The 14700-nt window shown below is 66.8% G+C and carries 7 protein-coding genes; 4 read left to right on the plus strand and 3 right to left on the minus strand.

The features are described from left to right. Positions 1–659: 659 nt before the first annotated feature. Together KOR34_RS24700 and KOR34_RS24705 are read right to left on the minus strand one after the other, a co-directional pair. The gene (locus KOR34_RS24700; RefSeq protein ID WP_146568808.1) at positions 660–1748 is read right to left on the minus strand and encodes a hypothetical protein; all 1089 of its coding nucleotides are present in this window, start codon (positions 1746–1748) and stop codon (positions 660–662) included. A 65-nt stretch (positions 1749–1813) separates the two neighbouring features. Further along, positions 1814–4516 carry a protein kinase domain-containing protein gene (locus KOR34_RS24705; RefSeq protein ID WP_197531721.1) on the minus strand — a complete coding sequence of 901 codons (2703 nt, stop codon included), beginning with the start codon at positions 4514–4516 and terminating at the stop codon, positions 1814–1816. A gap of 169 nt (positions 4517–4685) precedes the next feature. Between KOR34_RS24705 and KOR34_RS24710 the strand changes: the two genes are divergently transcribed. The 4 genes from KOR34_RS24710 (at position 4686) to glnD (ending at position 10531) form a co-directional block, all read left to right on the plus strand. Next, entirely contained in the window at positions 4686–5246 is a 561-nt protein-coding gene (locus tag KOR34_RS24710; RefSeq protein WP_146568810.1) for a cob(I)yrinic acid a,c-diamide adenosyltransferase, read from the plus strand. 189 nt (positions 5247–5435) lie between these two features. Further along, the gene (locus KOR34_RS24715; RefSeq protein ID WP_146568811.1) at positions 5436–6851 is read left to right on the plus strand and encodes an ammonium transporter; all 1416 of its coding nucleotides are present in this window, start codon (positions 5436–5438) and stop codon (positions 6849–6851) included. Positions 6852–7025: 174 nt separating this feature from the next. Continuing rightward, complete coding sequence (locus KOR34_RS24720; protein ID WP_146568812.1) at positions 7026–7364, plus strand: P-II family nitrogen regulator; 339 nt, start codon at positions 7026–7028, stop codon at positions 7362–7364. A 521-nt stretch (positions 7365–7885) separates the two neighbouring features. Continuing rightward, positions 7886–10531: a [protein-PII] uridylyltransferase gene (glnD, locus tag KOR34_RS24725; protein ID WP_146568813.1), complete on the plus strand. Its 2646-nt coding sequence runs from the start codon at positions 7886–7888 to the stop codon at positions 10529–10531. 609 nt (positions 10532–11140) lie between these two features. Here the strand turns inward: glnD and KOR34_RS24730 are convergent. Further along, complete coding sequence (locus tag KOR34_RS24730) at positions 11141–14473, minus strand: PKD domain-containing protein (protein WP_146568814.1); 3333 nt, start codon at positions 14471–14473, stop codon at positions 11141–11143. Positions 14474–14700: the final 227 nt, after the last annotated feature.

Below are 14700 nucleotides of genomic sequence, written 5' to 3' on the forward strand. Positions count from 1 at the left end.
CCACCCGCTACGGGCAACGCGCCCAGGCCGAGACCACCATCAGCATGCTCAAACGCCTCCTCGGGCCCCAGCTGCGAGCACGAAAAAAGCCCATGCAGCGACGCGAAGCCGCCCTCAAGACCCTCACTCTCAACCTCATGATCCTCTAAACATCTAGAAGCTTTCTACAGAGCTACAAAAGTCGCTGCCCACCTCAGGCCCAAGAGCTCTTTCTACGCTTGTATGCAAGTGTCTAACCGTCCTCCTGTGCCAGCGGACCGGCGACTTTTGTCCACCTCCACGCATCTATAGGGACAAAAGTGCGGTCGCTCCCTCGAAGAACTGCCGCCTGACCTGCACCGGCGGGGGCAGACCCCCGCCAGCCCCCTCTACGGAATCAATGCACTCACCATTGGACCGCGCAGGCTGGCCTGTTTTCTACTCAAATCTTGTAGGAATCCCTCATACGTCAGGCAGCATCGGCAGACCCATGATTCGGCGGCTGACAGTCGTCTAGGTCGGCCAAGTAGGTCAGGCTGTGACTGATGCCCGTCCATCAGAGTGAGGGACGGCCGTCAGGCATAGCCTGATTTGCGAAATTGGTGACCTCGACGCACCCGAAGCGCTTCACGCGTGGCGGTGAGGGCCTGCCTGGGACGCTCTAACCTGCTTGCTCTCAGCTACTTGCCGAGTAGCTTGGCAAGCCAGGACTTGGACATTGAGGGCCTCATCATCTCATCAAGCGTCTTGGGACGCTCGATCTTGCCTGCGGAGACCGCGGACACCAGCTGCTGGATGTTTCGATTCACCTCGTCTTCGGGGGCCAAGCCGATGGCATGGTTGATAGTATTGCTGGACTCGGAGACCAGACCATTCAGCAACTGGACGGCCGCGAGGTTGCCGAGCAGGTCTGCGGCGTTTGGCTTGATCGCGGCTGCTTTGGTGGCCGCCAAGAGCGCGTCTGGAAGGTTGTTTGCCGTCAGGCAGCAACTACCCAGCTCCTTCCAATACACGGCGTTCTCAGGGTCCAGCTCGACCGCTCGTCTTAGCTGACACGCAGCCTTATTCTCGTCGCCAATGGCGAACCAGGCCAAGCCCAACGCAAAGGCGACCTTAGACTCCTCAGGGTGCTTCGTGGCGAGCGACTGAAGGCCCTCGATTGTCGCGCGGACTTCGGCAGCTTCCTTTCCCTGTCGGGCGGGCATGCCCGGCTCTCGACGATGGCTCCAAACGGTGTCAAAGGCCCGCGCAATTACCTCCTCGGCGGATTCTGTCTGCCGGGCGTGGTACACGAGGCGGCCGGTGGCCTTTTCGCGGTAGGTGTCAATGCCTTCACTTCGCTCGACGAACTCGTAGTTCTTAGCGATGTCCTCGGCGCTGTGGTGCTCGACCGCGTTGGGGTCGTACTCGGCGTCGATTGACGCAGCGATAACAGTCCGGGAGTCTGAGCCGCGAAGCGTCGCGATAAGCCGCTGCTCGTACTCAAAGAGGAAGAGCCAATCGCAGGACGGGCTGATGGCCTGGTCGTGGGCGGTCACGATGACGAAGTCCGGCGAATTCCCCTCTCGCCCGAGGCCGCGGAGCTCCAACAGCTTGGCGAACTCCTCCGCATCCACCGGGGACATAAAGCTCGCCTGCGAGAGCTTTTCATCTGAGTAGCTCATTCCGCTCCGCGAGAGCTCGCAGAACGCTTCCGGGCCGCCGTCCAAGACTCGATTGATCGCGTCGTTTCGCGCTACGACTGCGGTGCATTGAATCTGAATGGGCATCGACTCTCCATTAGGGTATTCGCACCACACAGCACCCCGTTCGGAGTCCTTGGCGGTTCCACAGCCTACATCTCCGGCTCCTGAATAATCACCAGCCACTTTGCATTTGGTTGGGCCTGGCTGGGCACGTCGACGGGCAGGTAGCCGCCCCAGTACTTCTCTTGGCCGCGGCCCAGCAGCTCCGGGTAGCCCTGCAGCACGCGGTCCTCGCTGCGGTAGCGGTCGCCCTGGATGGACTCTTCGACTTCGCCGAGCGTCTGGTCCGGCAGGCGGAACGCGCTGGCGAAGCGGTCCAGGTCGGGGTGGTGCAGGATGAGGCCCTTCTCCGGGCCGCCCTCCACCTCGCCCTCGCGGAGGTCGACCAGCACCAGCTCCAGCGGGCGGGTCAGCATGCGGCTGTCTTCTAGCAGCTTGAAGTCGCCCAGCTCGATCGACATGCCCAGCACGCCCAGCACCTTGCGGTCCTCGGGGCGGCGCTCGCCGTTCTCGATCGGCACGCTGAAGGCGACCTTCAGCTGGTTGGTGCTGTCGGACCGGTAGACCGACGACAGGTGCGGGCCGCTCAGGGGCTCGGGCCGCTCGGCGTCGTCGGGCAGGTTCTTGCCCTGGCCGTGGAAGTAGTCGCGCTGCCAGTAGCTGTTGCCGATCGAGTCGCTCTCGGGGGAGCGGGCGATCTGCAGCCCGGTGCGGTCGGTGATGAACCAGCTGTTGGACGGCAGGCTCTCGTCGAACTGGAGGTAGCGTTGGTTGATCAGCGCCTGCACCGGCTTCCAGCTCTCGGGCGAGTCGGTGAGCTGCTGCATCGCTGCGCGGAGGCTGGGGTCCTTGGCGAAGTCCTCGAGCGTTGCGATGCGGCGGTCGATCTCGGCGTCGAGCTGCGGCGCCATGGCGGCCGCCAGGTTGGCGAGCTGGTCCTTGCGCTGCGCGCGGTTGGACGCCTGCAGCCCGGCGATCGTCGCCCAGGCGAACAGGCCGATCGCGACGAGCGCGGCCAGCGTGGCGATCGGTCCGGCCCAGCGGCGCCAGGCGGGGCGGGCGTCCTCGTACGATCGCCAGCTGCCGGGGTCCAGCCGCCGGCGGCCGGCCACGGTGTCCCGCGCGCGGTTCGACCCGGCGAGCGTGTCGCCGTGGGCGGCGCCGACGGTGGTCGCGCCGTGCTCGGGCGCCTGGTTGCGCTTGATCAGCGTGGTCAGGTCGGCGCCGTCGGCCAGCGGCGCCAGCGCGTCGGCAACCTCGGCCGGGGTTTGGTAGCGGTCGGCGGGCGACTTGGCCATCATCTTCTTGAGCACCGCGTCGAGCGCGCGGGGGGCGTCGCCGCGTTCGCGCACGCTGGGCGGCGCGAGCCGCTCGTGGGCCCGCTCGGGTTTGAGGTCCGAGTCGAAGTAGGGCGGGCTGCCGGTCAGCAGGTGGTAGAGCGAGCAGCCCAGGCTGTAGATGTCCGAGCGGATGTCGACGCTGGTGGTCTTCCACTGCTCGGGCGACATGTACATCGCCGTGCCCATGGCGCCGTGGTCCATCTGTGTGAGCCGTGGCTGGTCCTCGTCGACCAGCAGCGCCAGGCCGAGGTCGAGGATCTTCACCAGAGGCTGCGTGGGCGGGTCGGCGGCGGCCAGCTCCGAGGTGCGGCGCTTCTGCTCCAGGGTGAGCATCAGGTTGGACGGCTTGATGTCGCGGTGCACCATGCCCTGGGTGAGGATGTACTGCAGGCCGAGCGCCGCCTGGCGGATCACCTCGCACGCGTCGGGCACGCTGAGCGGGCCGGCGTTCTTCACCAGGTCCTCGGCGCTGACGCCGTGCACGTACTCCATCACCAGGTAGTGCGTGTCGTCGGTGGGCGCGGAGGAGTCGACGGCAACGACGATGTTCGGGTGGTCGAGCGCGCCGACCGCCTTGATCTCGCGGTAGAAGCGGCGGATGATCCCCTGGCTGCCCGCCTCGAGGTAGTGCGGCTTGATGACCTTGATCGCGCGCACGCGGTCGAACTGCACGTGGCGGGCCTTGTAGACGTCGCCCATGCCGCCGGCGCCGAGCAGCTCCTCCAGCTCGTAGTTGCCAAGCCGCCGCTTGGCGGGCGTGGAGCGGCGGTGGTGGATCTGCGTCGCGGCGCCGGCCGAGCCGCCCTGCTCGGAGTACTCGGTCAGCCCCATGGTGGCGGGCAGCACGGTCCATGCGCGGCGGTCCTCGCCCTTGGGCTTGTCGCGGGTGGGGCGGGGGCCGGAGTCGTCGTACAGCAGCTCGTAGACGTCGATCGCCCCGATGCCGCGGAGCTCGCGTTCGCCGTGCGGGTGGAACCGCACGCCCTCCAGGCCGGCGTCCTTCAGCAGGCCGAGCGCGGCGGCCGAGATCAGGATCTGACCGCCGGTGGCGTAGTCGTTCAGCCGGGCCGCGTAGTCGACCACGCGGCCGATGAAGTTGTCAGGGTCGCCCGGGTCGGCCTGGGGGAAGCCGACGTGCAGGCTCATGCGGACCTGGACCTGCTCTTCCCGCGGCGTGACGATCGGCGTGTCCTGGTGCGCCTGCTGCACCTGCACCGCCCACGACGCCGCGGCGATGGTGTTGCTGAACACCAGGAAGTGCCCGTCGCCGGCGGTCGACACCACCCGCCCGCCGTTGGCGTCCAGTCCGGACTCGATGAGCCGCCGGTGCGGCGACAGGATGTTCGTGACGTAGGCCACGTCCCGCTCGGCGTCGCTGCGGCCCGCCATCTGCCCCTTCAGCGTGACCGACTGCACGATGTCGGTGAACACGAATGTCTTCATCTCGGACATGACACAGGAGCAGTGAGGGCAGGGCGGCAGCAACTGTTTATAGCATCCTGCCGCACCGGCAGCGACCGCGATCGCGACGGTCCCACCCCTTGCGGGGCGGGCCGGGCGTCGGAGAATGAGATCCAAAGGTGACACACCCCCGGCCCCAACCTCTGCCCCCTCGCTCGTCATGAAGATCTACACCCGCGGCGGCGACGACGGCGCCACCGGGCTTTTCGGCGGCAGCCGCGTCGGCAAGAACAACGCCCGCATCGAGTCGGTCGGCGACGTCGACGAGCTGAACGCCGCGTTGGGAGTCGCCCGCGCTCAGCTAGCGGTCACGCTGTCCGACAGCCAGGAGCTGACGCAGACGCTCTCCGCGGTGCAGCACCACCTGTTCGACCTGGGCGCCGAGCTGGCGACCCCCGACCCGGAGGCCCGCGGCACGTCGCTCCTGCAGCAGGCGGACGTCGACCAGCTGGAGAACGCGATCGACTCGCTCGAGCACGAGCTGCCGCCGCTGAAGAACTTTATCCTGCCCGGCGGCGACCTGGCGGCTTCGCACCTGCACCTGGCGCGGTGCGTGTGCCGGCGCGCCGAGCGGCGGGTGGTGGCGTTGTCGCACGTCGAGCCGATCCGCAGCCTGCTGATCTCGTACCTGAACCGGCTGAGCGACTTCCTGTTCGTCGCCGCCCGCTGGACTAATCAGGCCTCCGGCGCCGGGGACGTGCCGTGGGAGAAGCCGGGCTGACCGCGGCGGCTCCGTGCGTTCATTCCGCAAAGTGCGTCCGGTAACCGGTCGGCACTTTACGCTAGCATTGCGCCGGCTTATCCTGTCTCGCCTGAGGGCAGGCCGCAGCGGCCCGCATCCGCCGCCATTTCTGCTTGGCGGCCCGCCCCAGTCAGAGCGGACACTCTTCTCACTCGGAGGATACGGATAATGGCTTGGTGGACCCGCCGCCGCTGTCTTGTTGGCATTTGTCTCCTGACGCTCGTGGCCTTCGCAGGGCCCGTATTGGCTCAGGAAGAGGGTTCCGTCGCGGAGGGCCCCACCCTCGAGAGCCTCGCGGCCGACGTCGACGGGGCCGCGCTGGCCGGGCACAACGCCTGGATGCTGACCTGCACCGCGCTGGTGCTGTTCATGACCGCCCCCGGGTTGGCGATGTTCTACGGCGGCCTGGTCCGCAAGAAGAACGTGCTGAGCGTGATGATGCAGTGCCTGTTCCTGATGGGCCTGATGACCGTGCTTTGGTCGCTGTACGGGTACTCGCTAGCCTTCGGCGGCGACAACCCCTACATCGGCAACGGCGACTACCTCTTAATGAACCAGGTGCAGCAGTACTGGGATGAAGAAGCGGCCGCCCCAGTCACGCCGATGGAAGGCGTTATCCCGCGGCTGACGCACATGCTCTTCCAGGGCATGTTCTTTATCATCACCCCCGCGCTGATCTGCGGCGCCTTCGCCGAGCGCATGAAGTTCAGCGCAATGGTGCTGTTCTCCATCCTGTGGGGCACGCTCGTGTACTGCCCGCTCTGCCACTGGGTATGGGGCGGCGGCATCCTGGCGTTCGGCGCCGATGACGCTATCTCTGGCGGCGCGCTCGACTTCGCCGGCGGCACCGTGGTGCACATCAGCTCCGGCATCTCGGCGTTGGTGTGCGCGATCATGCTGGGCCGCCGCCGCGGCTGGGGCCAGGACGACATGCGGCCCCACAACCTGACCTACACGGCGCTCGGCGCCGCGATGCTGTGGGTGGGCTGGTTCGGCTTCAACGCCGGCAGCGAGCTCGCCTCCGACGGGCTCACTTCGAGCGCGTTCGCGGTAACGCACTTTTCCGCGGCCGCGGGGGTGCTCGGCTGGTCGCTCTACGAGTGGCTCACCCGCGGCAAGCCCAGCGTGCTGGGCGCCGCGTCCGGCGCCGTGGCCGGGTTGGTCTGCATCACGCCGGCGGCCGGCTTCGTGCAGCCGATGCCGGCGCTCGCCATGGGCGCCATCGCCGGCGTGGTCTGCGCGATCGCGTGCGGTCTGAAGGGCAAGTTCGGCTACGACGACGCCCTCGACGCCTTCGGCGTGCACGGCATCGGCGGCACGCTCGGCGCGGTCCTCACCGGCGTGTTTGCGACGCGTGCCTGCTGGGACATCGCCAACGGCGAGAAGCTGGGCCTGCTGGAGGGCGGTACGGTGCTGACCGGTCAGATCGTCGCCACTGTCGTGACCTGGGTGTTCAGCATCGTTATGACGGTTGTGCTGCTGTTGGTCGTCAAGGCGATCACCGGGCTGCGGGTCGACGAGGAGACCGAACGCCGCGGCCTGGACATCATGGAGCACGAGGAAGAGGGCTACCTGCTGCTGTAGCCGCCTGCCGCGGGGCTCGTCCGGGCCCCGCGGGGAGAGGGCCGTACGCGGCGGCCCGGGACCGAATCTCCTCGGGCTCTGGGTGCGCCGCCCCGGTATGGTAAGATAGTCGCGGGGATACCGTGCAGCCGGCAGTCCGGATCGCCTCCCCGGCAACCCACGGAGTGAATCGCTATGAAGAAAGTTGAGGCCATCGTCCGCCACTACAAGCTGGAGGACGTGAAGAACGCGCTGTCTGAGCAGGGCGTGTCGGGCATGACCATCACCGAGGTCCGCGGGTTTGGCCGGCAGAAGGGCCACACCGAGATGTACCGCGGCACCGAGTACGCCGTCGACTTTGTGCCCAAGGTCAAGATCGAGGTGGTCGTCGACGACGACCGCCTGCAGATGGTGGTCGACACCATCCTCAAGTCCGCCCAGACCGGCCAGATCGGCGACGGCAAGGTGTTTGTCTCGGACCTGGCCGAGTGCATCCGCATCCGCACCGGCGAGACCGGCGGCGAGGCCCTGTAGGCGGGCGGGCTGAATAAATGGGCGCTGATTCAACGCTAGTGTTCTGTGGGGTTCGGTTCCCTATCTCCGAACAAGAGTCAGATTCCCTTGAGAGAAGGATCGATGAACGCGTTGTCCGTGCACGCGATTGCAATTTAGCGCATTGGTGGGGACGGTTTAGCGTTGACGATGTCAACGAGCAGGATTTCCTCTTCATTGGAAAGCTTGTTGGGGCGATCGGCCACGAAGGCGTCTACGAGTGCACGCTCAGTCATTCCCAGCTTGCTGAGCTATTCGAAGACACCCAACGTAAGCTACAAGCCGCGGGCTTCGATGGTGAGCCTCGGCTCTTCTTGCAGTTTGAACCTGACTACTAGCGGCGCGTACTTGCTTCCAAATGACGTACTCTAAGGGTGCCGGGGGCGCTCCGCGATAGCGGAAGCCCCCGACAGTCAAGTTGACGTCGGCGAGTACCTTACGGGGGCTTCCCTGCCGGGAGCGCCCCCGGCACCCAGATTGTCCCAGCAAACACCGACAGATTCTTGCCTCCCGACAGCTCACCAGCGCCAAGACTCCGGCAGGAACTCCTCGACGCCCGCGAGCGGCTGGCCGAGGGACGCGAGGCGATCCGCCGCCAGCACGACCTGGGGATGCCCGGCGTGCAGGTGGGCCGCAAGCTGACCGCGCTGGCGGACGCCGCCGTGCAGCGCGTGGCCGAGTCGGCGCTGGCCGACTTCCCCCGCCCCGTGGCCGACCGGCTGCGCGAACGCGCCGTGCTGGTAGCGCACGGCGGGTACGGGCGGCGCCAGATGGCGCCCTTCTCCGACGTGGACGTCATGCTGCTGCACCAGGGCCGCGTCGACCGCGACGTGGAGCGCTTCGCTCGGCGGCTGACCCAGGACGTGTTCGACATTGGTCTCCAATTGGGGCAGAGCCTCCGCACGGTGGAGGAGTCGATCCGCCTGGCCCGGCACGACGCGGTAATCGCTTCGTCGCTGGTCGAGTCGCGGCGGCTGTTCGGCTCCGAGCAGGTGATGAACGACTTCGGCGAGCGGTTCCGGCGGATGATCTCCCGCCGGGTCACGGCCCAGTGCATGGAGTTCGTCGAGGCCCGCCGCGAGGAGCGCGACAAGTACGGCGAGACCGTCTACCTGCTGGAGCCGAACGTGAAACGCTCGCCCGGCGCGCTGCGGGACCTGCACCTCCTGCGGTGGCTGTGGTTCGCCCATGCCGGCGAGAGCGACCTGGAACGCCTCCGCCTGCGGGGCGTGATCTCCAAGTTCGACCACCGGCGGCTGGTCACCGCCCGCGACTTCCTGATGCGGGTCCGCAACGAGCTGCACTTCCACGCCGGCAAGGAGCTGGACGCGCTGACCCGCGCGGAGCAGGTCCGGATCGCAGAGAAGTTCGGCTACTACGGGTCGGCCGGCCTGCTGCCGGTCGAGCGGTTCATGCGGGACTACTTCCGCCACGCCGGGCACATCAGCTTCCTGGCCACCCGCATGAGCGAGCTGTCCGCCCCGAAGCCGACCGTCGAGTGGGTGCTCGACTCGGTGTTCGTCCGCCGGGTCGAGGCGGACTACCAGATTGGCTCGCGAGAGATCGCCGCCACGCAGCAGGGCCGCGCCAAGCTCGAACGCCAGCTCGGCGAGGCGCTCCGCCTGCTGGACCTCGCCCGGCTGAGCGACCTCCGCATCGCGCAGGACACCAACTACCTGGTCTACCGCTCGGCGCCCAACTACTCCAACGAGCTCACGCCGCAGCTCAAGGCCGACTTCCTGCAGGCGCTCGACAACCCGCACGGGCTCGGGCGGCTGCTCCGCCGCGCGCACGAGCTGGGCGTGCTGGAGAAGTTCCTGCCCGACTTCGCCCGCGCGCGGTGCCTGCTGCAATTCAACCAGTACCACAAGTACACCGTCGACGAGCACAGCATCCGAGCCGTCGAGGAGGCGACCCGCTACGCCACGCGCGGGGGCCGCTCGGGCCGCGCGTACGACTCGCTCGATCGCAAGTGGTTCCTGCACCTGGCGCTCCTGATCCACGACCTGGGCAAGGGCCAGGAGGAGGACCACTCGGTCGTCGGCGAGCGGATCGCCGGCCAGACCGCCGAGCGGTTCGAACTGCCCACCGACGACCGCGACACCCTCATGTTCCTGATCCGCGAGCACCTCAGCATGAACCGCATCGCGCTGCGGCGCGACATCAGCAACCCCGACACCATCACCGCGTTCGCCGAGCTGGTCGGCACCGCCGAGCGGCTCAAGCTGCTGTACCTCCTCACGCTGGCCGACATGTGCGCCGTGGGGCCCGAGGTCATGACCAAGTGGAAGGGCGACATGCTCGGCTCGCTCTACGAGCGGACGCGCCGCCGCCTGCAGCCCGACGGCGACGACTCCCCCGGCCGCCGAGTGCGCGCCCGCCGCGAGGCGTGCTGGCGGGCGCTCTCCGCTAAGCAGCAGCGCGACCCCTGGTACCAACGCCAGAACGACGCGCTGCCCGAGTCGTTCATCACCACCCACACGGCGCAGCAGGTGGTGGACACGCTGGAGCGGCTGCGGCTGCTCAACAACCGCCGCGGCGCGGCCTGGGGCCGGCACAACCCCACGCTCGGCGCGGTCGAGTTCCTGGCCGGCGTCGACCAGGGCTCCGGACGCGGCGTATTCTCCGGCATGGCCGGCGCGCTGAGCGCCGCGGGCCTCAAGATCAACCAGGCCGAGACCGCCATGCTCGCCGACGACCTGCTGCTGCTGCGGTACGTCGCCCAGGACCCCGACTCGCCCGCCGGCTCGGACCCCGAGCGGATCTACAAGATCTCCAGGGCGATGGAGAACTCGATCGACTCCGACAAGCCGCCCCGCTTCCGCCGCGTGTGGGGCGAGAAGACCGCCCAGAGCCAGGCCGAGCTGAGCAACCAGACCAGCGAGGTGCGGCTGGACACGTCGATCGCGGAGCGGTGGCTGATTGTCGAGGTGTTCACCTTCGACCGGCTGGGGCTGCTGTACGAACTGGCCCGCGCGCTGCACGAGCTGGAGCTCGTCATCGGCTTCGCCAAGATCGGCACCTCCGGCGACCGCGTGGTCGACGTGTTCTACGTCAGCGAACGCGACGGCGCCAAGCCGCAGGGCGACCACCGGCTCGACGCCGTCCGGTCGCGGCTGGAAGAGGTGATCAGCACGCCGGCCAGCTGACCGCGGCAAAGCCCGGCCGTTCACGCCACTCGGCTGCGCAACGAGCTCTGCCTCCCGCCGGCCCGCACGTTTTCCCAGCTCTGCCCCCCGGGTTCTGTCCGATAGGTTTTGTCCAAAAACACGCGCGGAGCGGACAAAACTCGGACCGTACCTCCGCCCAGGTTGTTCTTAAGTGCTTTCGATTCAAGGCATTGCGGCAATATCCTCCAGTGGGAAGCGAGTGTTTTGTCCGATTTCGGTACCGCCGATGGGACTCAACACAGCGCCGCTTCGAGAATCACAACGGCACGAGACCACCGCACTGAGCCACAACGACGCTGCCAGGCAGACCACGCGATCCGCGGTGGTCAGATGCGACCAGAAACGCGTAGCGCTGTCCCCCTGCAAGCGGCTCGTGCGAACGCCAGCACCCCTCCATTAGACCGCGCTAGGTGGCCGGTTTCAGCAACAAACCTGAAGCCCTGTCGACGTTTCCGCCCGCACACCGATCCACCAAAGACTGCGGGATCAGTTGAAAGACGGAGGTCGGCGTTTTTGCGCCGTTCCCCATTCCGCGGACGGACTGGAGCGACCCTCTACGTTCGATAACGATAGTGTGCCGAGCGGCGACTAAGCGCTGGTCGGCAAGGTCGTTGTGAAGGGGCGGAACGCGGAACTCGGGCTAACATTGGGGGAATCGACGCCTTGCGAAGCGGAGGCCTCAAGCCGCGCTTCTTCCGAACCTGGTCTGCTTAGCCAATCGATTGCTTCGTTGTGCGCTTGGACCTCTTTCGACATCACGTAGCCATCTAAAGCAGCGGCGAGCAGCCGGGTGTCGCTCTCGGACACAATCGGCGAGTCCTCAATCGGTGCGGCAGGTTCGCGGACAGTACGGTCGGTTGCGCCGCCGAAGTAGGCGAGCGCGATGTCCATCGCCGCAACATCGACGGGGGGAGCGGGAGGGGCCACAGTTGCTGCGGGCAGCGTGAACACCTCGGCGCCCGCGACGCGGCCGTAGTTGGCCCGCCAGGTGCTGTACTGGGCCTGCCCGATGGCGCCGCCGTCGACATCGTTTGGCAACGCTCCGGCGTCAGCGCCTAGACTGTCCCGCCACGCGGTGTAGTCGGCGGCGTCCACCCGGCGGTCGCGATTGTAGTCGCCCGGCAGGCCCGCGTTCACGATGGTGACTTCGGTGAAGTCGACTAGCCGGATCGCCGGGAGGTCGGCGATCAGCACCTCCAGGCCCACCACCGCGACCGGCTGCCCCAATGCGTCGATCGTGAGCGAGTCGGCGCCGCCGGCCGAGCGGACCTCAGAAATGGCGTCCTGCTGCAGGAACGCCTCCGCGGCGAATGCACCGCTCGACTCAGTGAGCAAGAATCGGCCGATCGTTGCAGCGCTATCACTAGTGATCGACCGCAGCGAGAGCAAGGCGTCGTCGTCGCCTGAGGTGAGATCCAGAGTGAGCCCGCCCGGCGTCCCGTCGTTGATGATTGTAATGGTCTCGAACTCGGTGACCACGATCGGTGCGTAGCCGGCGACTTCGACCGTGGTTTCATCGCCGTTGGTCGTCTGGGTGACAGGCCGCCCGCCGGCGTCGATCGTAACCTCGTCGGCCCCGGCGCCGCCGGCGACGCGGCGCGGGTTGACGGTGGCGTCGATCTGGAGCACGTCGTTGAACGGGCTGCCGACGAAGTGGCGGATGGCGCTCTCGAACCGCATCGTATTCCCGTTGACGTCGACCTCCTGGTCGGAGCCCTGCAGGTCGAGGTCGACGCTGACCGCGCGGAATGCGTCGGGGAACTCGACCGAGACGACCGCCGCGGGGCCGTAGTTGAGCACGTCGCCGCTGTTTGGGGCGTGCTGGGACTTCACGCCGATCAGACCCTCGGTGGTATCGAGGGCCGTTGACGGGATATCGAGGTCGAGCAGGGGCTCGGAGTCGAGGGCGAGGGTGAACGCGTCGTCGTCGCCGCCGCCGCCATCGTTGAACACGAACTCTGGCGTGCCAGGCGACCCACCGGTGGACGCCTGCGGAACAATCGCGAACTGGTTGTTCCCAGTTGTGCCGGAGACGTCCGCGCCGCCGACCGCCGAGGACACGGCCACGTTCTCGATATCCAGGGTCAGGTCTAGGTTGATCGAGAGGTCGTCGGTAACCTGTTGGCTGCCCCCGACGGAGAGGTCGACGCTGACCGTGATCGGTTCGGCGCTGGTCGGCGGGTCGCTGGAGATCGTGAACTGGATGGTGTCGGCGTCGCCCGAGCTGTCCGTGATGTCGGTGGTCTCCATCACGCCGCTGGTCAGATCGAACTGGTAGCGGTCGTTTCCGGCGCCGCCGCTCAGCGTGTTGACGCCCGGGCCGCCGGTCAGGGCGTCGTCGCCGGCGTTGCCGTTGAGGTCGTCGTCGCCGGGGCCGCCGTCCACAATGTCGACCCCGCCGCCGCCGAGGTACTCGTCGTCGCCGTCGAGCAGGCGCGCAACCGTGTCGAGTTGGGCGTTGGTGAAGTTGTAGCGGTCGTCCTCGGGGCTGCCGTTGACCTCGGCCTGCTCAAAGTAGTCCGCGTTCGGGAGGTTGACGTTCACCTCCTCGCTCTGGGGGGCGATGAACAGCTTTTCGAGGTCGGAGATAAACGCCTGGACCTCGGGCCGGGACGAGCCGATTCCTTTGAAGAGGTTAAGCTGGGCCTCGAACTCCGAGCCGGTCAGCAGTGGGGCGAACACCTGCATCTCGTCCTGAAGGTCAGCGATGCGCAGAGTATCGAAGCCTTCGCCGCCGAGCAGTTCCTTCAGGTCGGTGTTGAAGGCCGCGCCGAAGTTAAAGCCGCCGGGGATGACGAAGGTGTCGTCGCCCGCTTGGCCGTGGGCCTCGTCACTGCCGCGGTTGGTGGTGATCACATCGTCGCCCGGGCCCGCGAAGACAACGTCGGCGCCGCGGCCACCAAAGATCACGTCGGGGCCCGGGCCGCCGGTGATCGTGTTGGTCTCGTTGTCGAGATTGCTGATCGACGGAACGAACAGCGACTGCGTGGGCAGCAGGCCGGAGGCGTCGACCGTGTTATTGCCACGGCCCAACCGGAGTTCGACCTTGCCGATCTCGTCCGATGCTCCGAGGTCTTGGTCGGCGCCGTTTACCCCTGCGATCAGCCGGCCGTTCTCGTTGCGGAGGGAGATCTCGTCGTCGCCGGGGGTGTCGGTGACCGTCGCTTTGCCGCGGACCAGGACCGTGGCTTGCACGGGGCGGAGGTCGACGTCGCCGGAGAGCGAGCTGCGCGCCGAGACGGAGCCCGATACCGTGATAACGTACGACCCCGGCTCGCTGTAGACATGGGAGGCCATCTCGTCGAACTCGAGCAGTTCTTGGATCGACGCCGTCTGCTCAACGACCGTGCCGTCTCCGAAGTCAAACCTCAGCGTGGCCTCGCCTTCGCGGTCAACCAAACCTGAATGATGAACGCTAGGGATGGACGCCTCGACCTCGACGGCTTCGCCGACGACCGTTTCGGCCGTAGCGGTGAAAGTGGCGAATGGCCTTAGCAACGCGTCGCCTGGCAGCGTGAGAGTCCCAAATCGATTGGCCGCGATCACAAACGAGTCGACCTTAGCGAGGTCCAGGTCCCCCCGTATACCCCTCTCGGTCGCCCGGGCCATGAGCGTAGCGATGGGACTGGAAAGGTCGGCTTCGGGGTCTTCGAGGAACGTCGTCGTGGCCACGGCCCCGGACGTGACGCCGGACACCTGCCGCACGAAAAAGCCGTTCTCATCGAAGAACCGTGCGCCGTGCACCTCAAAGTCGACCGGGTCGTTCGAGATGCCGGGATCCGGGTCTATGAACTCCCCGGCAACCGAAATCACGCCGTTCCCGTCGATCGTGACGGAATACGACTGGCCGTTCTCGCTGAGGACGTCGAACAGAGGCAGTGAGCTCTCAACGAAACCAGTGAGCAGGTTGCGGGATTCCAAACGTTCCAGGAACAGTCTTTGCCGTGGGCCGTGTTCTCTTCCATACATCTCGGGTCTTCCTGTCGTGCGAGACTCACCGATGCTAGACGAAAGGCAGGGATCTCCCCCCCGGGTAACGTCCAGCGAGTATAGTCGGCCTCGGCAGCGTATGCTTGTCCGAAAGTGATCCGCTCGGGCGGGCGCGCCTGAATGCGTTAGAATGCCGTATAGCCACGATCCACAGATCC

Source organism: Posidoniimonas corsicana (assembly GCF_007859765.1).
Taxonomy (GTDB): domain Bacteria; phylum Planctomycetota; class Planctomycetia; order Pirellulales; family Lacipirellulaceae; genus Posidoniimonas; species Posidoniimonas corsicana.

What these genes read in the sequence shown, in the direction of transcription:
- KOR34_RS24700 (WP_146568808.1), bottom strand. Translation starts at nt 1,748, where the DNA reads ATGCCCATTCAGATTCAATGCACCGCAGTCGTAGCGCGAAACGACGCG.
- KOR34_RS24705 (WP_197531721.1), bottom strand. Translation starts at nt 4,516, where the DNA reads ATGTCCGAGATGAAGACATTCGTGTTCACCGACATCGTGCAGTCGGTC.
- KOR34_RS24710 (WP_146568810.1), top strand. Translation starts at nt 4,686, where the DNA reads ATGAAGATCTACACCCGCGGCGGCGACGACGGCGCCACCGGGCTTTTC.
- KOR34_RS24715 (WP_146568811.1), top strand. Translation starts at nt 5,436, where the DNA reads ATGGCTTGGTGGACCCGCCGCCGCTGTCTTGTTGGCATTTGTCTCCTG.
- KOR34_RS24720 (WP_146568812.1), top strand. Translation starts at nt 7,026, where the DNA reads ATGAAGAAAGTTGAGGCCATCGTCCGCCACTACAAGCTGGAGGACGTG.